Source organism: Pseudarthrobacter sp. As-47 (assembly GCF_058215595.1).
Map to the genome: position 1 here is coordinate 510078 of NZ_CM177088.1, position 22143 is coordinate 532220.

Consider the following 22143-nt stretch of genomic DNA (forward strand, 5'->3'; position numbering starts at 1 on the left):
TCAACAGTCGACTTTTAGAGTTGACTGTTGACAGTCAACGCATCTACTGTGGTCCTCATCACTACCGCCGGCCGCTCCACCAACCGGCAAGAACCGAAGGATCAACGATGTTCCATTCCAGGCTCGGGTGCTCATCCATCAGCTTCCGCCACCAGGAGCTTGATGCTGCGCTGCGCACCATCAAGGACCTGGGTTTCGAGGAAATAGACCTCGGCGCCCTGCCCGGTGTCTGCAACCACGTCCCTTATGAACTGGACGCTGCAGCCGTCGCGGCCGTGTCAGCCGAAGTTGCCGGGTCCGGGCTGCGGGTCCGCTCCGTCAACGGGGACATCGGCGACCTCAACGCAGTGCTCGACGCCGGACAGCAGGCTGGCCGTGCACGGCACCTGGATGCCCTTCTCACCCTCACGGCCAACACCGGCGCGAAGGCGCTGGTCCTTCCATGCGGCGCCCTGGGCCACGACCCCGTCCGGAGCGTGGACGAAGACCTGGACACGATCGCCGCCCGGCTCATCCACGCCGGGCAGCGCGCCGCGGAGTTCGGCGTCGAACTCTGGACCGAATCCCTGCACTTCCTGCGGTTCTGCTGCAACCTGGAGCGCGCGGAACTGCTGGCACAGCGGCTGGCAGGCTCCGGCGTCGGAATTGTCATGGACTTCAGCCACATCGTGGCTGCCGGCGAGGACGTCCAAGCCTACCTCCGACGGCACCAGGACCGCATCCGCCACGTCCACCTGCGGGACGCCGTGCCGGGGAACATCAACCTCAGCATCGGCAACGGCCAGGCGGACTTCGCCGGTGGCCTGAAGCAGCTCGCCGCGGACGGCTACACCGGGCACTTCTCGCTCGAACTCGAAACCCGGGACGTCACCCACGATGAACGCCCCGCAGCGGCAGCCAAGGCCGCCAGCTTCATCACCGACCTCATCTGACCATCGATTGCTGAGTACTTGCCGTTTTGAACGTCCAGAACGACAACTACGGAGCAATCGATCCATCCAAAGAAACCCAAGGAGCACATCATGACCACCATCCAGCGCACCGCCGTCCTCACCGGGGCAACCTCGGACCGGGGCATCGGCATCACCACCGCCCGCCGCTACGCCAGCCAGGGCTGGGCGGTGGTGATCCTCGACCTCGACGGCGAGAAGTCAGCCAAGGTCGCGGCGGAAATCGGCAACGACTTCAACGTCCCCGCCTTCGGCCACGAGGTCGACGTCGCCAATGAAGCATCCGTCACGGCAGCCCAGGCCGCCGTCGCCGCCGAGGTCGCCTCGGGCAACCTGCCGCCGGTGGGAGCACTGGCCAACATCGCCGGCATCACCTCGCCGGTTCCCTTCCTGGAAACCACCCTTGAGCTCTGGCACAAGGTCATGGACGTCAACGCCACCGGCACCTACCTTGTGACCAAGGCATTCCTGCCGGCCATGATCGATAACGGCTGGGGCCGGATCGTGAACATGTCATCGGTCTCCGCCCAGCGCGGCGGCGGCGTGTTCGGCAAGGTCCCCTACTCCGCCGCCAAAGCCGCCATCCTGGGCTTCACCAAGGCGCTGGCCCGCGAGCTCGGCACCACCGGCGTGACCGTCAACGCCATCACCCCCGGGGCAGTGGACACCAACATCCGCGTGGGCAGCACCGAGGAGCAGGAGGCCGCCATCAACGCCGGCATTCCGCTGGGCAGGAACGCTACCACCGAGGAAGTAGCCGCGGTGATCACGTTCCTTTCCTCCGAGGATTCGGCCTACCTCACCGGAACCACCGTCGACATCAACGGCGGCAGCCACATCCACTGACAGTCCGGTCCGGCCCGCTAAGGACCACACGGCAGAGAGCTCAACATGACGAAAATCTTCAATGACCCCTCGGACTTCGCCGAGGAGGCCCTCGCAGGGTTCTGCGACATCCACTCCGGCCTGGTGCGCCAGGTGACCGGCGGTGCCGTGCGGCGCTTCCGGCCGGTGCAGCCCAAGGTGGCTGTCCTTGCCGGCGGCGGGTCCGGGCATTACCCGGCTTTCGCGGGCCTCATCGGAACAGGATTCGCCGACGGCGCCGTGGTGGGCAACATCTTCACGTCCCCTTCGGCGCAGCAGGCGTACGCCGTGGCCAAGGCAGCGGAGTCCGGAGCCGGCGTCGTCTTCACCTACGGAAACTACGCCGGAGACGTCATGAACTTCGGCATGGCCAGCGAACGCCTGGCGGCGGAGGGCATCGCCGTGGACAAGGTCCTGGTGACCGACGACATCGCCAGCGCCCCGCCGTCGGAATCGGAGAAGCGCCGCGGCATCGCCGGTGACTTCATCGTTTTCAAGGTCATGGGCGCCGCCGCCGAGGCCGGCGCGGACCTCGCCGAGGTGGTCCGCCTCGGCCGGAAGGCCAACGACCGCACCCGCACCATCGGCAGCGCGTTCTCCGGCTGCACCTTCCCCGGCGCGGAAACGCCGCTGTTCTCCCTGCCCGAGGGCCAGATGGGGCTAGGGCTGGGCATCCACGGAGAGCCCGGACTGTTCGACACGGACCTGCCGCCGGCCAAGGCGCTGGGGGAAGAACTCGTGGGACGCCTGCTGGCGGAAACCCCGCCCGGAGCAGGCAACCGGATTGCGGTCATCCTCAACGGTCTGGGATCCACCAAGCATGAGGAACTGTTCGTGCTCTGGGGAACCGTGGCCCCGCTGCTCCGGGAAGCCGGGTACACCCTGGTGATGCCGGAAGTTGGAGAACTCGTCACCAGCCTGGACATGGCAGGGGTTTCGCTCACGGTGACCTGGCTGGACGGGGAGCTGGAACCGCTGTGGCTTGCCCCGGCGGACACGCCCGCCTACCGCCGCGGCAACGCCGTCCGGGAAGGCGGGCCCGTGGCGGACGGGGGAACGTCCGACGTCGAGGCGACGTCCGCCCCGTTCGTCGCCACCGGCTCCTCCCGGGATTACGCCACCGCCTGCCTTGCTGCGCTGGAGGCCACGCAGGCCCTCCTGCACGAGGCCGAGGAACGGCTCGGCAGGATGGACGCAATCGCCGGTGACGGCGACCACGGACGCGGCATGGTGCGCGGGATTGACGCTGCCACGGCCGCTGCTTCCGCCGCTCTGGGGCAGGGGGCCGGAGCCGGCGATGTGCTCGCAGCCGCCGGTGATGCCTGGGCCGATAAGGCAGGCGGGACGTCCGGCGTCCTGTGGGGAGCCGGACTTCGGGCTTTCGGCGAAGCTGTGGGCAACAGCGCGGCACCGGAGCCCGGACAGCTCTCGGCGGCGGTCAGGGCCTTCGCGGACCGGATTGTGCAGCTGGGCAAAGCCGAGACAGGCGATAAGACCATGGTGGACGCATTGCTGCCGTTCGCATCATCCTTTGCCGGCCTGGTGGCGGCAGGCGCGGAACCGGCCCGTGCGTGGGGGGACGCCGCACGCGATGCGACGGCGGCAGCCGAGGCGACGGCCGGCCTGCTGCCCCTCAAGGGCCGGGCGCGTCCGCTGGCCGAAAAGAGCCTGGGCACACCGGACCCCGGAGCAACCTCGCTGGCCATGATCTTCACCATCATGGGTCCGCACCTCACCGCCGCCGCGTCCCGGGAAACCGTTGGAGTGCGGCAATGAACACTGAAGGAAAGACCATGGGACTGAGACTGGTTGTAGGCGCTGACGAAGCGGGGGTGGACTACAAGGACAAGGTCCTCGAGGATCTCCGCCAGGATCCCCGGGTGAGCGAAGTGATCGATATTGGAGTCAACCGTTCCGACGCGCCGGATGACTTCACCAGGCCGTACCCGTACGTGGGAATCGCGGCGGGCGAGATGATCAGGGACGGAGCCGCGGACCGGGCCATCCTCTTCTGCGGCACCGGAATCGGTGTGGCCATCGCGGCGAACAAGGTGGAAGGCATCAGGGCCACTGCGGCGCACGATTCCTTCTCCGTGGAACGCTCGGTCCTGTCCAACGACTGCCAGGTGCTGACCATGGGCCAGCGCGTGGTGGGCATCGAACTCGCGCGCCGGCTCGCCAGGGAATGGATCGGCTACACCTTCGACCCGGCGTCCGCCTCCGCGGGCAAGGTCAAGGTCCTCACGGACTTCGAAGCCTGCTAGGCCCTGGTCTTCTGGTACGTCTTGCCACGCTGCAGGAAGGATCACGATGGAGAGTTACCGGTTGAGCGACTGGTGCCGCCTGATCGGCATCCCGGTGGAGGTCCGCAAGGACTTTGAGCTGGTCCGGTCAGGCGTGGTGGACGATGCCATGGAAGATTCTTCAGCCCTATGGATCGCCGCGGATGCTTCCGGCGGCAGGGCGCTTTTCGCGGCTGCGGAAGGCTACGAGGTGTGGATCCGGCCCCGGGAGCTGGAGGGAAGGCTGTGCTACAAGATGGCCGCTGCCCTGCGGCCACTTCCTGCTGGTGCGGCAGGCCGGGCCTAGCCGCTGGTGGCCGGGGGCTGTGTTTGCAGGCGGCCTGTTCCTACACTGGGGTGATGATCACAGTCGCTGGAAGCGTGGAAACCACATTGTCCGCCGAGAAGGCCTTTGCCTTTTTGAGCCAGTTCGAGAACACCCCCAAGTGGGATCCCAACACTCCTGTCATGGATAAAGTCACGCCGGGGCCGGTGGCCGTGGGGCACAAATACAACGCCGAAGCCGAGTTCCGGGGCAAGCGGCAAAGCCTGGTCTACGAGGTCATCGAGCTGACGGACAACCACATCAAGCTGCGCGGCGAGAACAAAACCGTCACCTCCTTCGATTCCATCGACGTCACCCCCAACGGGGCAGGCTCGGTGGTGAAGTACACGGCCGAGTTCAGCATCAAGGGACCCGCCAAGATCATCCAGCCGCTCCTGAAGCCGGCCTTCATGTCGCTCCGGGATCCGGCACTGAACGGGATCCGGGACACGCTTAACTCGCTGGCCGCAGCCTGACGGCTTCGAAGAACTCCCGGAGCTCCCGGCGGGGGTCCGCCTCCAGCCGGGGCTCCTCGTCCAGGATCATCGTGGCCCGCAACGCACCGTACTCCGGCGGACTGTTCCTGAGCGTGGGTGGGCGTCTGTCATGGTTGACACCATAAGCCTTCCCCGGAGGTGGTCCGGAATGCTCCCGGCGCCTACATGGATGGGCCGGGTCCCCGTGGGCCGGTGTGTGCCTGGACCAGGGGAGAGCCGCTCAACGGTGCCCGGGCCGGCAGGCCTGCTTCGGCGCAATGCTCGTTGACCGCCTGCGCCAGTGCGTCACGGTCCGTGACGGAAAGCCCCGCCAGCCCGGCGCTGTAGTCCCTGATGGCCTGTTCCGAGGCGTCGCCGCCCAAGGCCAGGTGCGCCAGCCACAGCCGGTCCAGGTCCAGGCCATGTTCCAGTATCACCGCGCCAATCAGGGCCTGCTGGTCCACCTCGTCCATCGTCCGTCCGTCCCCTCGGGAGAGTAGTTCTCCCAAGGGTTTCGGAGCGCGCCCGCTGTTGGATGGGGTGGGTTGTGTTTGTCAGGCAGGCTGGGCGGCAGGCCCCAGGACTGGCTGGGCGGCAAGCTCCCGCGCCCGTCCGGCAAGCCAGCGTGCGCTCTCTTTGGGGGATCCGCTCCTGGGTGCGCGAGCTCTGCCGTTCAGCGCCGACCCGCTGCGCGCCTTGGCTGCCCAGCGGCAGTTCCTTGAGGCATCGCTGCGAAGCCTGGTGGCTTTGCATCGACCCTAGGACTCACACTCCTTGCAGTACTTCCTGCCGTCCTTTTCCCTGGCGAGCTGGCTGCGGTGGTGCACCAGGAAGCAGGACATGCAGGTGAACTCGTCGGCCTGGACCGGCACCACCTGGATCAGCAGCTCCTCGTTGGACAGGTCCGCCCCGGGCAGTTCGAAGCTGTCCGCGAGCTCGGTCTCGTCGACGTCGGCAATGGCCTCCCTTCGGCCCGACTTCTCGGTTTTCAGCTCCTCGAAGCCGCTGTTTGGCTCTTCCTCGGGCGTCACCCGGGGAGCGTCATAGTCAACTGACATTGGTGCGTTCTCCTGTCGGCTGGATGCAGTTCATCCTGAACAGAGCAACAACAGAACGGGGGCTTCGGATATTCCCCACCAATTTGTAGGTAGACTGACCTACCTACTCTGTGTCCATGAAGGAGGCCTTTTTGTCCGCCAGGAATAACGTTGCGCACACGCCTGCGCCGCCGAAGCGTCCGGCCCGCGCGCTGCTGCTTGACGCTGCGTCGCGGCTCTTCTATGCGCAGGGCGTGGCCGCCACCGGCATCGACACCATCACCACCGAAGCCGGTGTGGCCAAGAAGAGCCTCTACAACAATTTCGCTTCCAAGGCCGAGCTGGTGGCCGCGTACCTTGAGGCCCGGCATGCGGAATGGCTGGGGCTGTACAGCAGGCGGCTGGAGGAGGCCAGGGATCCGCGCGAGCGGGTGCTGGCCGTTTTTGACGCCTATGCGGACCATGCCAACGCCGCCTACCCCAACGGGTTTCGTGGATGCGGACTGCTCAATGCGGCAGCGGAACTGCCGGCAGGTGCGCCGGGGCGGCTGGCGGTCCGGAAGCACAAGGAAGAGGTTGAGGCGCTCCTGTCACGGCACGTGGCCGAGCTGCTCCCGGCGGGCGATGGCCGCGCCGCAGGACTGGCCCGGCAGCTGGCCTTCCTCCTGGAGGGTGCCATGGCCCGGGCCGGGCTTGAGGGCAATGACGCGTGCCTGAAAGAATGCCGGACCATCGCTGCCCGGCTGCTGGCGGACGTGTGAAACCGGCGGCCGGTTCGGCCAACGCGCCGCTCTGGGGCGCTTTGTGCGTGGTGGCGGCTTCCGTGCTGTGGGGCACCACAGGCACTGCTGCCACGTTTGCGCCGTCCGTGAGTCCGCTGGCCGTCGGTGCGGTGGCCATGGGAATCGGGGGCCTGCTGCAGGCGCTGTACGCAACCAACGCAATGACCGGGCAGTGGCCGGGCCTGCTGGACCGCTGGCGTTTGGTTGCCCTGGGCGCGGCGGCGGTGGCCGTCTATCCGCTGGCCTTCTACAGTTCCATGCGGCTTTCAGGCGTGGCGGTGGGAACGGTGGTGTCCATCGGTTCCGCGCCGGTGGCAGCCGCGCTCATCGAGCGCTTCGCCGACGGCAAACACCTCACCCGCCGGTGGATGGCGGGAGCCCTGCTGGGCGTCTCGGGCGCTGCCCTGCTGTCCTTCGCCGGGCACGCGCCGGCCGGTTCCCCGGGCGGTTCCTGGACATCCCTGGCCGGGATTGCCCTGGGGCTACTGGCTGGCGCCACCTATGCCTTGTATTCCTGGGCAGCCCACCGCCTGATCGGAGGAGGGCTGTCATCGCGGGCGGCCATGGGGGCAGTCTTTGGTCTCGGCGGACTGCTGTTGATGCCCGTGCTGGCAGTCACCGGCCGGCCCCTGGTTGAGTCATGGGTCAATTTCTCGGTGGGCGCCTACATGGCCCTGGTGCCGATGTTCGCCGGGTACGTCCTCTTTGGATGGGGCCTGGCCAGGATCCGGGCCAGCACCGCCACCGGGATTTCCCTGCTTGAAACGGTGGTGGCCGCTGGTCTGGCGGTCCTGGTGGTGGGTGAGCGGTTGCCGCCGCATGGCTGGCTTGGCGCCGCCGTCGTCCTTTTCAGCCTCTTTGTCCTGACGCCGGGGCGGTCAGCCCGCGGGCCGCTCCGGTCCCCTTCTCCGCCCGGGAAAAAACTTGCCCAGCAGCAGGCCGGTGCCCAGCCCCACGAGTGAAAGTCCCAGGGCCAGGAGGGCAACAATCCGGCCGCTGGCGCCGGCGATGAGCAGCACCAGCCCGGTCAGGCCCGCGAGGGCACCGAAAAATAGGTCCGCCCTGAACCGGGGCGCGGGGTAGCCGGAGAGCAGCTCCATGGCCAGGTGGGGGTCGTCGGCGATCAGCCCCAGCTCCAGCTCCTTGAGCAGCCGCCGTTCCTCTTCGGACATTGGCATGGGATGCCCCTGGTTTCCGGGTAAAAGGGATATCGGTATTGACGCTAGGACTCCTGTGCCGTGGCGTCAAGAGCTCCGGTGACGGCACTCGAAGCATCGATTCTGGACGTCGTCCTGGCCCTGCCGTGGCACCCCGGTGAGGTCCGCGGAGGGGTGGTTACCGCCGTCGGAGTTCCGCGAACTCAAGCGAGGGGACGATGGCGCCCGCGTCCCGCTCCACGAAGTTGGTACCTGGTGGCACCACGTCATCAATGGCGTCAAGGACGGACTCGCTGAGCCGGACCTGCGAGGCCTGCACGTAGGCCCGCAGGTGCTCCTCGCTGCGGGGGCCGATAATCACGCTGCTGATGGCCGGGTGCGTCAGGGCGAAGCCGACGGCAAGGTCCACCAGCGACAGTTCCAGCTTGTCGGCCAGCCGCGCCAGGGCATCCGCGGCCAGGAGCTTCCGCTCGCTGGCGGGACCGGTCATGTCGTAGCGGCCCGGGAGCGAGTGGACCCGGGTGGGCGCCTTCCCCGGTTCAGGGGAGAAGCTGCCGGACAACCAGCCTCCGGCCAGGGGACCGTACGCCAGGACCCCCAGCCCGTATCGCTGGGCGATGGGCAGCACGTCGCGTTCGGTGCCGCGTACCAGCATGGAGTACGGCACCTGGTTGCCCAGCGGCGGAATCAGGTGGTTGGTGGTGGCCAGCCACTGCGCCTCCACCAGTTGCGCGGGTGTGAAGACGGAGGTGCCGTAGTAGAGGATCTTGCCCTGCCGGATCAGGTCGTTGAGCGTGGTGATGGTTTCCAGCACGTCGGTGTTGTAGTCCGGCCGGTGCGCCTGGTACAGATCAATCCGGTCCGTCTGCAGCCGCCGGAGGCTGCCCTCCACAGCCTGGGTGATCCAGCGGCGCGAGTTCCCGGAATGGGCCGGGTTGGGGCTCATCTGGCCGTGGAACTTGGTGGCCAGGAAAATGTCGTCGCGGCGCCCGCGAAGTGCGCGGCCCACCACCTGTTCGGATTCACCCTGGGAGTAGACGTCCGCGGTGTCGACGGCGGTGATCCCGGCATCCAGCGCCGCATGGATGATGCGGATGCTTTCCTCGGCCCCGGTCGGGGCGCCGTGCGGGCCGCCGTTGCCTTCGCCGAAGTTCATGGTTCCCAACGTGAGTGGGCTGACGGGGGTACCCGACCGCCCAAACACCCGCAGTTCACTGAGGCTCATCCCGGTCTCCTTCCGCCGCGCTGCCACGCGTCCCCTCGACCGTCACGAGGCTACACAGCTTCCCGGAAGCAGGGCAGAGGTACGCCATAGTCCTTAGTTTTTCGTCGCACGGGGTAACGCGGCTGCCCGGGATGACGAATTGTGGCGGCCGCGTGCAACTTTGGGAGTGTGGACTTGCCCGCGCCTGTAACCCCGGGCCGGGTTTCGTCTGTGCGCCGCCCTGCAATAATCTGAACCAATCGGTTGTGCGCGGGGGTGCAGGCGCCCGGTGCAACAGGCAGCACTGTAAGTTCGGGCGGCATCACACCAGACGAGGCGGACACGCATGACGGCTTCAGACCAGCAGAATCCACAGCAACCAGGGATGCCAACAGACCCTCCCGGGCTTTCGCCCGCGGCGGGCGGGGCTGCTGCCGGCCTGGCCGTGGACCCCCATTCGCTCCAGAAACTGGCAGATGCGCACGGCGTGGGCACCTCCTTCCAGGGCTGGGACGGCCTGCCGCACACGGTGGCAGAAGAGACGCTGGTCAAGGTCCTGGCTGCCTTGGGGGTACGGGCGGACACGAACCAGGCCATCGAGGCCGCGCTGGCGGAAGCTGAACTGGCCCCCTGGCGGCGGATGCTGCCGCCCGCCGTCGTCATCCAGCAGGGTGAACCCGCGCTGGTCCCGGTCCATGTGCGCGATGGCGTTGCAGTTAAGCTGGGCATCGCCCTTGAAGGCGGGGCCGGCCCTGTTGACGCCGTCCAGGAGGACGTCCGGGAACAGCCCCGGGATGTCGACGGGGTGGCTACCCGCCGTATGACCTTCGCCCTCCCGCAGGACCTGCCCCTCGGCTGGCATACCCTGAACGCCCAGGCCGGTGACGTGACCGCGGAGGCCACCTTGGTGGTGACGCCGCGCCAGCTCACCACCGCGCAGCCGCTCGAACAGCGCCGCGGCTGGGGGCTGGCCACACAGCTGTATTCCGTCCGGTCCAGGCGCTCCTGGGGGATCGGTGACTTCGCCGACCTCGCCGACCTCGCCGCCATCAGCGGCGAACGCGGGGCCGACTATGTGCTGGTCAACCCGCTGCATGCGGCCGAACCCGTGCCGCCGGTGCAGCCGTCGCCGTACTCGCCGTCCACACGCCGGTTCTTCAACCCGCTCTACATCCGCATCGAAGCTGTTCCCGAAGTGGCATACCTGAAGCCGCGCCGGCGCGCCGCGGTGGAGAAGCTCCGTGAGGAAGTGTCCGGGCTGAACAAGGACGGCGCGCGGCTGGACCGGAACGCCGTCTACGCGGCCAAGCTACAGGCCCTGGAAATGCTCTACCACGCACGCCGCTCCCCGGCCAGGCAGGCCGCCTTCGATGAGTTCTGCCGGATCTCCGGCCAGGGACTGGACGATTTCGCGCTGTGGTCCGCCATCCGGGAGGACCTCGCGCCGGATGACCCGTTGTGGACCGATCCCGCCTGCGCGCTGGGCACCCCGGAGGCCGAGGCGCTGCGGGAAAAGCTGGGAGACAGGATCGGGTTCCACCGGTGGCTGCAGTGGATCTGCGATGAGCAGCTCGAAGAGGCCCAGAGGGCTGCGCTGCGTTCCGGCATGAGGCTTGGGGTGGTGCACGACCTCGCCGTGGGCGTGGACCACAGCAGCGCCGATGCCTGGACCCTGCGCGGCGTGCTGGCTCCCGCGACCAGCGTGGGCGCGCCCCCTGACATGTACAACCAGCAGGGCCAGGACTGGGGACAGCCGCCATGGCATCCGGCGCGCCTGGCCGAGGCCGGCTACATCCCGTTCCGGAACATGCTGGCCACGGTCCTGCGGCATGCGGGCGGGATCCGGGTGGACCACATCCTGGGCCTGTTCCGGCTGTGGTGGATTCCGGTGGGAAATGCCCCGGGTGACGGCGCGTACGTGCGCTACGACCATGCGGCGCTGATTGGCATCCTCGCCCTGGAGGCGCAGCGTGCCGGGGCCGTGGTCATTGGCGAGGACCTTGGCACCTTCGAGCCGTGGGTGCGCGACTATCTGGCTGCCCGCGGCATCCTTGGTACGTCCATCCTGTGGTTCGAGTACGACGGCGACTCCCCCCTTGCGCCCGAAAAGTACCGGACGCAGGCCCTCGCCAGCGTCAACACCCACGACCTTCCGCCCACGGCCGGCTACCTCGCCGGTGACCACGTGGCGCTGCGCAGCGGCTTGGGTTTGCTGGAGCGCTCCGAGGCGGAGGAGCGTGCCGAGCACAACGCGTCCCTGGAGAAGATGCTCGCCCTGGTCCGGGAACGTGGCTACCTGCCCGGGGCAACCGCGGGCGGGCAGGCGGAGACGGAAGAGCAGACCATCGAGGCGCTGCACCTCCTGCTCACCCAGACGCCGTCGGTCCTGCTGGGTGTTGCCCTTGTGGACGCGGTGGGGGAGCGGCGGGTCCAGAACCAGCCCGGCACCACCGAAGCGCTGTATCCGAACTGGCAGGTTCCGCTCGGCGGGCCGGATGGCAAGCCGGTGTTCCTTGACGATCTTCCCGCCAACCCGCGCTTTAACACGCTGCTGGCAGCGGTTGAAGGGGCCCTGCACAGCTAACTGACCGCCAGCAGCCTGTGCCGCCAACACCTTGTTGCCGCACACAAAAAACGCGGGGCCACGTTGCGCCCGTCCGATGCTCCGGAACGGGTGCGACGCGACCCCGCGTTTTTGTGGTTCCGCTAGCCGGCCGTGATCACGTGGGTGAAATGGTCGTAGCGGAAGGTGGCCGGGCCGCCGCCGTGCTCGAACACGATGTTGGCCCCGGGCGACGCGCCGCCCGCGCCGTAGCTGACATTCCATGACCGGTCCAGGGCGGCCTTGAATTCATAGGTGCCGGCGGGCAGGGCCGGAGCGGACAGCTTCCACACGAGGTCAGCCGGATCGAGCTGAAGCTGTGCCTGGTCGCAGGCAGGCTCCCAGTCTGCGCCGCAGCCAAGCTCACTGTTCATGCTCCCGGCAGCCGCGACGGCACCCGGCTGCTGGGAGGCATAGACGGCGCTGAGCAGGTGGGTGCTGTTGTCGTAGCGGAACGTCACGGGGCCGCCGGGATGGTCCAGCGTGATGTTTTGCCCGTTGAGGGCGCCGCCTGCACCGTAGTTCTCGTCCCAGCCGCCGTTCAGCGCTGCCTTGTATTCGTACTGTCCCTTGGGAAGGTCCACCGTAAGGCGCCAGATCTTGTCCGCGGGGTCGAGTGCCATCATTGCCTGGGAACAGGCCGGGTCCCAAGGTTCAGCGCAACCCATTGCCTGGTTCAGGGAACCGGCCACCGTCACGGAATCGGGCTGCGGTGCTTCGCCCACCGTCACGGTCCGGGTTTCGCTAACCACGCTGAAGCCGGGCCCGCTCAAGGAGGCCCGGTAGCCCACCTTGGTGCCGTCATCGAGCCCGGAGACGTCGTCCTTTGCCGAGTACACGGGCGAGGAATCATCCGTGGACACCTCGGTCCAGGCGCCGTCCGCCACGCTTCGTTCGAAGGTAACTGTGTGGCTTGCCTTCTCGGGGTCCACGGTGGCACTCAGCTCCACCTGGCCCTCGGCGCTGCTGCCCTCTGCGGGCTTGTCCAGCGTCACGATGGGAGCCGGCACGCTCGCCGTGCGTGGCTGCGAGGTGGCGGTGTGCCCGCCGTTGTCCAAAACAGTGGCGCGGTAGTCGACGGGTGTCCCGGAGTCCAGCCCCGCCACGTCATGGAACACCTGGTACGGGGCGGTGTCGTCAGTGCCGATGGGCACCCACTCGCCGCCTGCTGTCCTGGCCTCAAAGGTGACCTCGTAGAACGAAGAACCGCCGACGTCGGCCGTCACCTTGAGGCGCCCGTTGTCACCGGGAGCCGCTGCCGGGTCCTGGAGGGCGACGGCGGGCGCGGCCTTGGAGTGCGGGATCCGCCCGGACGACTGGTACACCACGGCGGAGAGCGGCGGGACCGTAACCGTCAGCGTGCCGGCCTCGGACGTCTTGGTTTCAGCCGCAGCGTCTCCGTAGATGCGGGTGTAGTTGCGCTTGCCAATGTAAGTGGGAACCTCAGCGGTCTGCGCCTGTTCGCTGTTGTTCAGGGCCACCACGTACTCGCGCTGGTCTCCTGCGTCCGTGCGGGAGAAGGCGTAGATCCCCTGGCCTTCGGAGGCGTACCGGTGCTGGTGTGCGCCGTCGCGCAGGGCCGGGTGCTCGCTGGTGAGGGCGGCCAGCTCACTGATCTTGCGGTACAGCGGGTGCCCGGTGTTGAAGTTGTCGGTGGCGTGCGTGGCATCCGTGCCCAGAAGGTTGTCGTCGAGGTACTCCGGCACCTGGCTGGCGAACAGCGTCTGGCGGGCGTCCTGGTCCCCGCCGGGGCCGGTGAAGCCCTGCTCGTCACCGTAGTAGATGACGGGGTTGCCGCGGGAGAAGTACATCAGCTCGTGGGCTAGCTGGTCGCGTGCCACCTGTTCGGCGTCGGACGATCCGGGGTTGTCAGCGGCGATGAAGCTGCCGATGCGGCCCATGTCATGGTTCCCGAGGAACGTTGGCAACTGGTAGACGTTCGAGTCCGCGTCCGTGTACCAGTCATCTCCGGCGAAGAACGTCTCCAGCGTGCGGGCGTCCTGGCTCTTGGAGGCGAAGCTGCGGGCGGCGTCCTGGAAGGGGAAGTCCAGGACGGCCTGCATCCGGTTCCGGGTTGTGTACTGGGAGGTGAAGCTCTTGGTGGTGTCGAAGACTTCGCCGAACATGAAGAACTCGTCCTTGCCCTGGGCTTTGGCGTAGCTGAGGACGTCCGGGCCGAACTCCTGCCAGAACTCGTTGTTGACGTGCTTCATGGTGTCGATGCGGAAACCGTCAACGCCAAAGTCGCCGATCCAGGTCTTGTAGATGTCCTTCATGCCGTCCACCACGGTGGGGTGCTCGGTGAACAGGTCGTCCAGGCCGAAGAAGTCGCCGTAGTAGGCGTCCTCGCCCACGAAGGTTGTGTCGCCCCGGTTGTGGTACAGCGTGGGGTCGTTCAGCCAGGCGGGAACCTTCAGGTCCTCCTCGCCGCCCTCCAGGACCGGGATGTAGGGGAAGGAAGTTTCCGGGTCGAGCTCAGGGAAGCTTTCCGAGCCGGCGTAGTCGCGGTCGTCGAACACCTCGCCGTCCGCGGTCTTGTAAGGAACGTCGTCCTTGGAGGTGTAACCCTTGCGGGCGCCTCCTTCATAGCCGATGACATCCGCCGTGTGGTTGGTGATGATGTCGAAGTAGACCTTCATGCCGCGGGCGTGGGCCTCGTCGATGAGGGCCTTCAGTTCATCGTTGGTGCCGAGGTGCGGATCGATCTGCGTGAAGTCGGTGATCCAGTACCCGTGGTACCCGGCCGACTTGTCCTCGGGCTGGACCGCCTTGTTCTTGAAGCTGGGGGTGAGCCAGATGGAGGTGGTGCCGAGGCCTTGGATGTAGTCGATCTTCTCCAGCAGGCCGGCCAGGTCTCCGCCGTTGTAGAAACCCTTCCTGGTGGGGTCGAAGCCGGACACCATGGGGTCGCCGCCCAGCCCGCCGTCGTCGTTCGCGGCGCTGCCGTTGCTGAAGCGGTCGGCCATGACGAAGTAGAAGTTCTCGTCCGTGACGGGAGCGCGGAGCGAGTGGAAGGCCGACGCCGGGCCCGGGTCTTTCGGGCCGGGTGCGGCGTGGGCGGGGAGGACTGCCGCTGAAACTGCGACGGCGGCCGCCAGCAGCCCCGCGGCTGAACGGAAGGCGGTTGCTTTGGCGGTTGTTTTGGTCGTGATGCGGGCGGTGGTGCCGGCCCGGTCGGTGCGGTCGGCCCGCTCGGCCTGGGACGGTGGGACGGGTGGAGAAGCGGCTGATCTGCGGGCGCGCGAGGGCCCGCCGGAATGGGTGCGGAATAACAAGGGGTGAGACCTTCCTGGGAGCGTCGCTGCTGTTCAGGCTTGCCGGGGTAACAGGCGGCAATGATGAGTGCGGTTCACGGGAAAGCCAGCCTTTCCGTGAGGCACATCACAACTGTAAGCGCTTGCACCGAATAACTCCAGTGATTGTGCGATGGCGTAGGTGGCCGCCTGGCGTATGTCCCGCTCTACGGCCCGCCTCAGATGCGGGCCGGCAGGGCTCAAGCGGCAGGGCCTAAACGGCAGCGCTGCCCCGGGCTGTCGCCTTTCAGTGCTCACCTGTAATTGGCAGCGGCCCTCCGTCCAGTGGCTGCCCGGCAGTGCTCGTTCGGCAGCCCTGCGCCGCATACTCGACTGGCTGTGCATATGTAGCGGACCTGCTCCGGACGCCGCCCGGCAGTGCCTATCCGGCAGTCTTCACCGGCCCTTCCCAGTGCCCAGCCGGGGCCGGCTAGATTGAAGGCACCAGGGCGGTTGGCGAGGGGGTCTGGAGGTTGTGAACAATGTCTCCCGGGCAGCCCGAGAGGGAGTCCAGGGCAAAGGTGGCCACGTTGTCGGACCGCTCGTGGGCCACGTGGAGCCAGTTCTCCCGCACCAGGTGGTGACGAGGCCAGTTACCCCCGCTGGGCGAGTCCTTGACGGGAATCAGTTCCGTCCCGCCGGCACCAACCTTGAGGACGCTGATGATATTGGAGCCGCGAACGCCCACGTACGCATAGGAACCTTGGAAGCCGAGGCAGATTTCCGCGCCGGAGTCGTCCGGCAGGCTGCGGCCCGAGGTTGCCGGACCGCGGAAGACCAGCTCGAATACCCCCGCTTCCGGCCTCACGACGAATACTTCAACGGAGTACTCGGACACCACGAACACGTTTCCGTTCTGGTGCTGCACCAGGTGCCGGGGGCCACTGCCGAAGGGGAGGACAACTTCGTGGTCAGCCACCAGCCCGGTGCCCGGCACGTAGTTCCACACCCGAAGGGTGTCGTGGCCCAGATCCGTCGTCATGATGCGTCCGTCCGCCAGCATCAGGCTTGCGTGGGCGCGGCTCTGTCGGGGCTCACCTGTACCCAGGCCCGCGTGTGGATCCACCGACGGTGCAGCAGGGAGACGGCCGGTCATTCCGCCGTCGGCATCCAGTTCGAAGAGCAGGACCTGCCCGTCGCCCCAGCAGGTTACGGTGACGAAGCGGCCCTGCCGGTCCACAGCGACATGGCACGTTGCTTCTCCGGCGGGTTGCGGATCGCCGAGGGGCTCCAGCCCGTAGTCGCCTGAGCGGCGGAAAGCCCGAACCATTTTGCGCTGTTCGGCCACTGCGTACACCACGGGCAGGGTGGCGTGAACGGCAACGAACGACGGCGAGTCCGTTTTCGCCGCAGTCCCCAGCCGTTCAAGGCTTCCGTCGGGCTTAGCGGCCAGGGCGCCGATGCCGTCAGCACGGCCTCCTCCGTCGGGCGTGTACGTGCCGGTCCAAATAACGGGCTGCTGCCCAGGCAAAGTCATGGGTCCATCCTGCCAACAAACGGATGCTTTGCGGTGCACCTGCCCACTAGCATGGGCCTGCAGTCACGCTGTTGGCTGCAGGCCCTCGGGAAGGGATGATGAATGCCAGTTGACGATGCAACGGCCGCGCCCCATACCCTTGCTCCCATTGTGTCCGCCCTGCGGGCAGCCGGCTGCGTTTTCGCGGAAGACGAAGCGCAGCTGCTGGTAGCCGAGGCGCCGGACTCCGAAGCCCTCGCCGAATGGGTGGACCGCCGCATGTCCGGCATGCCACTGGAACACATTCTTGGGTGGGCGGACTTCTGCGGGGAACGGATCGCCGTGGACCCGGGAGTTTTTGTGCCCCGGCGCAGGACTGAACTGCTGGTTCACCAGGCGGTAAGCCTGCTGCAGCGGGACCGGCCGTTGTCACCGACCCCTGTTGTTGTCGACCTTTGCTGCGGGTCGGGCGCGGTGGGTACGGCTATTGCCCGGCTGTACCCGGAGGCGGAACTGCACTCAGCCGATATTGATCCTGCCGCAGTGAACTGTGCCCGCCGCAATGTGGACGCCGTGGGTGGCCGCGTATATCAGGGTGACCTGTTCGCAGCCCTGCCGCCGGGACTTCAGGGACGGGTGCGGATCCTCGCCGTCAACGCGCCTTATGTCCCCACTGAGGCGATAAAGACAATGCCGCCCGAAGCGCGCCTCCATGAGTCACGGGCAGCGCTCGACGGCGGCGACGACGGTTTGGACTTCCACCGCCGCGTGGCAGCAGAGGCCAGCGAATGGCTTTTGCCTGACGGGCACCTGCTGATCGAGACCAGTGGACTGCAGTCCGGGCGGACAGCCGGGATTGTGGCTGGGGCAGGGTTCACTGTCCGCGCCGTCCACTCTGATGAGCTGGACGGAACTGTGGTGGTTGGTGCGCCTCTTTGTGGCAAACGCCCCCGAGGGTTTCCAGGGCGCCGGACGCCGTCTTGCTGATCAATCCGTGTCCTCAGTCGGTGGCAGGCCGAGTTGCGCCGCTTAGGTCCGCGACCGGAGGATGGGCAAGCCGGGGCCGGCAAGCTCGTCCAGGTAAGGCTTGCGGCCGGCCATGCCCATTACCAGGGCGAGGGTTGAACCGGTGACCATCGGGCCGGTGCCCGCGGCGAACGAGCCATCATCAGCGCGTAACTGCAGGCCGGCCGCAAGTGTGCCGCTTTTCACGGTGAAGTCGCGTCCAGCATAAAAATCGGCTACGACGGTCAACGCCTCAACGCTCGGCCTCCGGGGAAGTCCCAGCGGTTGGCGGATGTCTTGGGCATGCACCACAACTTCGCCGAGGTAGGCCGCAAGGTGGCCTGAGGGCGCTTTGGTACTGCCGAGTATGGCGCGGAAGCGCTCTAGCGTCTCGGCCGGCGTCCTGCCGCGATGCTCGGCCAGCCTGCGCTGATTATGGACGTCGGGCCGGAAACGCGCACCGAGTATGCTGCGGAGCCACTGCCACTGGTTCAAACTCGCGGCGGCCGTGAGGTGGGCGAGAACTTGCTCGACATCCCACTGCGAACACAGAGTGGGGTGCTGCCACTGCTCTGCGGTGAGGCTCTCCAGGTCTTCTGCCAGGGCGGTCCGCTCAGCTTGGACCATGTGCCATAAGTGTTCGCTTTTCAATGACGTCCCCCTACATTCTCGCGGCCAGTGCTCACCGGCGACGCTCACGCGAGGCCGACGTGCCAGCGGCTGCCCGGATCAGACGGGAGGCACCGCTGCCGTCGAGTCTCTCATGGGTAACCCGGCGCACGGAGACTGTGAGCAGCAAATCGAGAGGGTCGGCCTCGACCTCGTCTCCCTTCGCCAGGTTGCTCGGGTACTTCGGTCGATCAGCAGGAAGCCCGCGGCACGGTCGCGTCCTCCGCCGAAAGAAACAGGGTGCGCAGTTGGTAGGAGAGCGCCCGGACGATGGCGTGCCATGGATAGTTCCCAGACGTGCCCACTGTTCACCGGGCAAATCCGACAGATCAGCGGCAGGTTGGCGCCTCTCGGAGTGGACAACTTGCCAGACGGTAGCTGCTGACGTGCGCATGAGGGTTCTTTCATCCGTGGGTGTGAACTGCAGATTATCTGGAGGAACACCGAGACAGACACTATCGGGAAACATGAATCGTTGCCCCCGGTTTATCGAACAGGTCAGGGTTATGAGTCCTCTCACACCCGCTGTGTTCGCGGTGGCGGGGGTGGTCTGAAGTAGTGGTTCTGTTGTGGTTTTTGTTGGGGGTCGATGTGTGGCGGTGGCGTGAACCAGGGTGTGCCGTGGCGGGACGCGATAATCCATTGTTCTTTGTGTACGAGGTGGTGGTGCGCTGAACAGAGAAGTGCGCCGTTGCTGGTAGTTGTGGGTCCGCCGTTGGACCAGTAGGTGATGTGGTGTGCTTCGCACCACGGTGCGGGAATGGTGCAGTTGGGGAAGGTGCAGCCTTGATCGCGGGCAATGAGGGCGAGGCGTTGGACCGGGGTGAAGAGGCGGGTCTTGCGTCCCAGGTCCAGGATCTCGCCCTCGGTGCCCAGGACTGCGGGGATGATGTCGGCGTCGCAGGCGAGCTTGCGCAGGGTGGAGGCGGACACTGGACCGGTGAAGACAAAGTTCCCGGCCCCGGAATGGGAGCCTGTCCCGTTCACGGTGCTGGTATCCCCGACTGAGACTGCACCGGCGCTTGCTTCAGTGCCAGTGCCAGCGCCCGTGCCTGTGGCTGCTCCAGAGTTAGCGCCAGTGGTTGCGCCGTTGCCGGTGCTTGTGTCAAAGTGCCTGTGGGTGCGCCGCCCGTTCCTTCGCTCCAGGGGCCTGTTTCCTGGCGTCCGGCGGTGGTGGGGCGGTGGGGGAAGAGGTCCTGGTAGTTGATGGTGGCGATGATCTGTGGACGGTTGCCGCCGGCGGCAGGCAGGGAGTTGGTGGAGAGTCCTGCTTTGACGGCGCCGATGATGCCGTCGAGTTGTTTTTGGGGGCGGGTGCGACGTTCAAGGTCCGGACTCGCATCCTGGGGCGCGTCGTTCCAGACAGTGTCCTGCACGGTCGCACTTCCGTCTCCGCTTGCGGCGGCCATGACTCTGTTCATTGCGGCGCCGCTGCCTGTGTCGGTTTGGGGCTCGGTGCGTGTCCCGCTGCCTGCCTCAGTTTCGATGCCTGCCGCTGACCCTGCTCCTGCCTCTGCCTCTGCCCCCGTCCCGGTCTCGGTGGAGACGGTGGTGCGGGGGTTCGTGGCGGCGTTCATGGCAGTGAGGAGGTGTTCGTACTGGTCTGTGGTGGCGAAAATCTCGAGTCGGTGCAGGCCATGGCGGGGTTTGCGGATGAACGCTCCCTGGGTGTGGCGGAGGGCTTCTTCGCTGGGTTCGGTGCCGTCGGCGTCGATGGTCTCGGCCCAGCGCTGCGCCAGGCGGGCCACGAAGTCTGGGTCGGCGGTGGCCGCGGCGTCGGTGAGGTCGTGTTCAATCCGGTCCAGTACATCCGGAGTGGTGTGGTGCCGGATGCGGTCCAGCGCAGCGGTGATGATTGTCCCGGCGTAAGAGGACACCACTGGCGCAGAAGCCCGGTCCGGTGAGACCCGCTCCGTACCCTCATCCGTCTCTTCGCCCGTGTCCGCAGCTGTTTCTTCGAAAGTCGTGGCTCCATCGGCTGACCCGGCCGTGGATGGGTTGGGTGCAGGGGCAAGGGCGCTTGCGAGATGTGGCCGGGCCGGCGGGAGGGGCTCGCCCGTGAGGCTGGTCCCGGGCAGGGCCTGGTCAGCGAGTGCGAGGCGGCGGCGGGCCTCGCGCAGGGGGATTCGGAGCCTCAGACGGAGGAACTCCGCGGTGTTCCTGCACCCGTCGTCGGCCGGCGAAGTCACAACCGGCACTGCGCCCCACGTTCCTGTTCCCGCCACGGGAGTGACCACGCCACCGGCAGCAGTGGCTGCGCTGGGTGCCGGTTCAGTGGGCATCGGGTCGCTGGGTCTCAGGTAGCTGTGGTCCGTGCCGCGCGTTGTGGTTTTGCCCGGCCAGTCGGCGTCTGTCTCGTTGAGTGTTTCGACGCCGCTTTCCCACCCGGTGACCCAGCCCCGGGACCGCGTGGACCGGGCGGCTGCCGCTGCGATGACTGCTTCGCTTCGGGTCCGGTCAACAGCGCCGGCAGCGAGTAGCTGCAGGCATTCAATACTCCGGGCGAGTTCCTCAACCTGGCCGGCGAAGTCGGCGGCCTGGACGTAGCCTGCCGCCGCAAGGGTATCCGGGGCAGTAAGCGCCGCAGCATTAAGCAGGTCTCCGATTCCTGACAACCCGGCCTGCGGCTGTCCAGCTGCTTCTTCAACACGTCCGGAGGCGCCGTCAGTAGCAGGTGCGGGGGGCGAACCGGGCCCGTCAGCAGGGGCCGGAGTACATTCGACAGCTACTGCAGTGAGGTGGCCTGGGATCACAGGCCGGGTGCCTGGCGGAGGTGGAAGGAGGAAACATGCATTGCGGAGTCCGGGGGTAAAACCGCCGGACTCCGCAAGCTGGTTCGCCATCACCTTCATGGGATAACTCTGCCAAAGGCCACTGGCAAAAGGGTCGGCTAAAGCGGCTGTGTGGATAACCCGGGAAACCGATACCAGTATGGGCAGGATATCCACATAGCCGCGGAGCCGTTTGGCAATTCGCTGCTGGGGTGGAAACCCGCTCCAGTGGTTAAGACGCCGCTGGCCGCCGCGTCCCCCAAGGATCGCGACGGCCAGCAAAGCCATTCAGTTGTAGCACAGGCAAGCGGTAATTACGTTGTCAAGCGGAAACCGCTCTGCCGTATACCGTCAGAGCCGCCTGTCAGGACTTCGAATCAGTTTCGTCCGAGGTGCCGAGGTTGTGGGTTTCCGGGTGCGTACTGTGCGCGGGGATGTGGCCTTCGCCAAGGTCGTCGCCGCCCGGGGTGCCAGCACTACGAATGCCCGTAGTTCCAGCAGTGCCGAAGCCGCCCGAAGTACCGGCAGCGCTGGTGCCGTTAGCGCCGGTCGTCGCGGCGTCGTCGGACGTTGGCGACTTCTTCTCACCCGAGGCGCCCTCGCGATGCATTGCCGAGCCGATGACCGTGCCTGCCCGGCGGGCGGCCTCACTCAACTGGTCCGCAACTTCGGGAGCTTTTTCCTTGATGGTCTCCGTCGCCACGGCAACCTTGTCCTGCACGGGCTTACTGTCCCAGATGCCGGCGGCCCTGGCCTTGAGCTTGTCGTACGCTGCCCGGCCCGACCGCGATCCAAGCACATATCCGGCGGCGATTCCTACGCCCAAAAGAAGTTTGTTTTTCATAATGAAATCCTGCTCCCTGAAAAGATTCAGTTCCGGCCAGAGAGACCGGGAGATGGAAAAGCCGGCCTGGGGATGTTGTCCCCAGGCCGGCTTTCCTGGCTGGCGCGGCAGTTAGCTGCGTGCGCCACGCTTGGTGATCATGCCGTATACCAGCAGCACGATAAGTGCGCCGCCGATGGCCAGCAGCCAGGTCTGCAGCGAGAAGAACTCCTGCAGTCCGCTGCCGAAGATCATTCCGCCGATCCAGCCGCCGAGGAGTGCTCCAACGACGCCCAGGACCAGGGTGATGATCCAGCCGCCGCCCTGACGGCCCGGGAGGATCGCCTTAGCGATCGCGCCAGCAATAAGGCCGAGAATTAGAAATGCAATGAATCCCATTTTTTGTTCCTCTTCCTAAGTAAAGGAGGCCTCCGGATCCCGGGGGCA

Annotated in this window: 21 protein-coding genes; 10 read left to right on the plus strand and 11 right to left on the minus strand. The window is 66.7% G+C overall.

Annotated features, from left to right (window positions below; translation table 11 throughout):
* Positions 1–107: 107 nt before the first annotated feature.
* The 6 genes from AC4BCK_RS02405 to AC4BCK_RS02430 all read left to right on the plus strand — a co-directional run bounded on the left by AC4BCK_RS02405 (position 108) and on the right by AC4BCK_RS02430 (position 4897).
* On the plus strand, positions 108–932 hold the full coding sequence (locus AC4BCK_RS02405) for a sugar phosphate isomerase/epimerase family protein (RefSeq protein ID WP_490566540.1): 825 nt from the start codon (positions 108–110) through the stop codon (positions 930–932).
* Between the two features lie 90 nt (positions 933–1022).
* Positions 1023–1796 (plus strand): SDR family NAD(P)-dependent oxidoreductase, encoded by a 774-nt coding sequence (locus AC4BCK_RS02410; RefSeq protein ID WP_471899880.1) that lies wholly within the window; start codon positions 1023–1025, stop codon positions 1794–1796.
* A 45-nt stretch (positions 1797–1841) separates the two neighbouring features.
* Positions 1842–3590 (plus strand): dihydroxyacetone kinase family protein, encoded by a 1749-nt coding sequence (locus tag AC4BCK_RS02415; protein WP_490566541.1) that lies wholly within the window; start codon positions 1842–1844, stop codon positions 3588–3590.
* Positions 3587–4078: an RpiB/LacA/LacB family sugar-phosphate isomerase gene (locus tag AC4BCK_RS02420; RefSeq protein ID WP_285835569.1), complete on the plus strand. Its 492-nt coding sequence runs from the start codon at positions 3587–3589 to the stop codon at positions 4076–4078. The genes AC4BCK_RS02415 and AC4BCK_RS02420 overlap by 4 nt, the downstream gene beginning before the upstream one ends.
* A 46-nt stretch (positions 4079–4124) precedes the next feature.
* Positions 4125–4403 (plus strand): hypothetical protein, encoded by a 279-nt coding sequence (locus AC4BCK_RS02425; protein ID WP_251420933.1) that lies wholly within the window; start codon positions 4125–4127, stop codon positions 4401–4403.
* Between the two features lie 53 nt (positions 4404–4456).
* Positions 4457–4897, plus strand: coding sequence for an SRPBCC family protein (locus AC4BCK_RS02430; protein WP_364409416.1), 441 nt, complete (start codon positions 4457–4459; stop codon positions 4895–4897).
* 182 nt (positions 4898–5079) lie between these two features.
* Here the strand turns inward: AC4BCK_RS02430 and AC4BCK_RS02435 are convergent, their stop codons facing one another.
* Positions 5080–5370: a hypothetical protein gene (locus AC4BCK_RS02435; RefSeq protein WP_364274193.1), complete on the minus strand. Its 291-nt coding sequence runs from the start codon at positions 5368–5370 to the stop codon at positions 5080–5082.
* 285 nt (positions 5371–5655) lie between these two features.
* Complete coding sequence (locus tag AC4BCK_RS02440; RefSeq protein WP_174178421.1) at positions 5656–5955, minus strand: DUF4193 domain-containing protein; 300 nt, start codon at positions 5953–5955, stop codon at positions 5656–5658.
* 116 nt (positions 5956–6071) lie between these two features.
* On the opposite strand from AC4BCK_RS02440, the gene AC4BCK_RS02445 reads away from it, so the two are divergent.
* Positions 6072–6695: a TetR/AcrR family transcriptional regulator gene (locus AC4BCK_RS02445; RefSeq protein ID WP_435876500.1), complete on the plus strand. Its 624-nt coding sequence runs from the start codon at positions 6072–6074 to the stop codon at positions 6693–6695.
* Positions 6692–7678 carry a DMT family transporter gene (locus AC4BCK_RS02450; RefSeq protein WP_490566542.1) on the plus strand — a complete coding sequence of 329 codons (987 nt, stop codon included), beginning with the start codon at positions 6692–6694 and terminating at the stop codon, positions 7676–7678. The genes AC4BCK_RS02445 and AC4BCK_RS02450 overlap by 4 nt, the downstream gene beginning before the upstream one ends.
* Here AC4BCK_RS02450 and AC4BCK_RS02455 read toward each other — a convergent pair.
* Both AC4BCK_RS02455 and AC4BCK_RS02460 read right to left on the minus strand, forming a co-directional pair.
* Positions 7595–7894, minus strand: coding sequence for a DUF3040 domain-containing protein (locus AC4BCK_RS02455; RefSeq protein ID WP_310110296.1), 300 nt, complete (start codon positions 7892–7894; stop codon positions 7595–7597). The two genes, AC4BCK_RS02450 and AC4BCK_RS02455, sit on opposite strands and share 84 nt — an antisense overlap.
* A gap of 157 nt (positions 7895–8051) precedes the next feature.
* Positions 8052–9098, minus strand: coding sequence for an aldo/keto reductase (locus tag AC4BCK_RS02460; protein ID WP_490566543.1), 1047 nt, complete (start codon positions 9096–9098; stop codon positions 8052–8054).
* Between the two features lie 364 nt (positions 9099–9462).
* On the opposite strand from AC4BCK_RS02460, the gene malQ reads away from it, so the two are divergent.
* Positions 9463–11661 carry a 4-alpha-glucanotransferase gene (gene malQ, locus AC4BCK_RS02465; RefSeq protein ID WP_490566544.1) on the plus strand — a complete coding sequence of 733 codons (2199 nt, stop codon included), beginning with the start codon at positions 9463–9465 and terminating at the stop codon, positions 11659–11661.
* Between the two features lie 122 nt (positions 11662–11783).
* Here malQ and AC4BCK_RS02470 read toward each other — a convergent pair whose 3' ends face one another.
* Both AC4BCK_RS02470 and AC4BCK_RS02475 read right to left on the minus strand, forming a co-directional pair.
* Complete coding sequence (locus tag AC4BCK_RS02470) at positions 11784–14954, minus strand: alpha-amylase family glycosyl hydrolase (RefSeq protein WP_364409428.1); 3171 nt, start codon at positions 14952–14954, stop codon at positions 11784–11786.
* A 448-nt stretch (positions 14955–15402) separates the two neighbouring features.
* Positions 15403–16449: a lactonase family protein gene (locus AC4BCK_RS02475; protein WP_490566545.1), complete on the minus strand. Its 1047-nt coding sequence runs from the start codon at positions 16447–16449 to the stop codon at positions 15403–15405.
* 102 nt (positions 16450–16551) lie between these two features.
* Between AC4BCK_RS02475 and AC4BCK_RS02480 the strand changes: the two genes are divergently transcribed.
* Positions 16552–17415, plus strand: a complete 864-nt coding sequence (locus AC4BCK_RS02480; protein WP_490566546.1) for a putative protein N(5)-glutamine methyltransferase — start codon at positions 16552–16554, stop codon at positions 17413–17415.
* Positions 17416–17457: 42 nt separating this feature from the next.
* On the opposite strand, the gene AC4BCK_RS02485 is transcribed toward AC4BCK_RS02480, so the two are convergent.
* From AC4BCK_RS02485 to AC4BCK_RS02505, 5 genes are all read right to left on the minus strand, one after another.
* Positions 17458–18060 (minus strand): maleylpyruvate isomerase family mycothiol-dependent enzyme, encoded by a 603-nt coding sequence (locus AC4BCK_RS02485; RefSeq protein WP_174178435.1) that lies wholly within the window; start codon positions 18058–18060, stop codon positions 17458–17460.
* A 558-nt stretch (positions 18061–18618) separates the two neighbouring features.
* Entirely contained in the window at positions 18619–19089 is a 471-nt protein-coding gene (locus tag AC4BCK_RS02490) for an HNH endonuclease signature motif containing protein (RefSeq protein ID WP_490566547.1), read from the minus strand.
* Positions 19086–20717, minus strand: coding sequence for a hypothetical protein (locus tag AC4BCK_RS02495; RefSeq protein ID WP_490566548.1), 1632 nt, complete (start codon positions 20715–20717; stop codon positions 19086–19088). Before AC4BCK_RS02495 ends, AC4BCK_RS02490 begins: the two co-directional genes overlap by 4 nt.
* Before the next feature lie 520 nt (positions 20718–21237).
* Positions 21238–21717, minus strand: coding sequence for a YtxH domain-containing protein (locus AC4BCK_RS02500; RefSeq protein WP_174180616.1), 480 nt, complete (start codon positions 21715–21717; stop codon positions 21238–21240).
* A 111-nt stretch (positions 21718–21828) separates the two neighbouring features.
* Positions 21829–22095 carry a GlsB/YeaQ/YmgE family stress response membrane protein gene (locus AC4BCK_RS02505; RefSeq protein WP_174180614.1) on the minus strand — a complete coding sequence of 89 codons (267 nt, stop codon included), beginning with the start codon at positions 22093–22095 and terminating at the stop codon, positions 21829–21831.
* Positions 22096–22143: the final 48 nt, after the last annotated feature.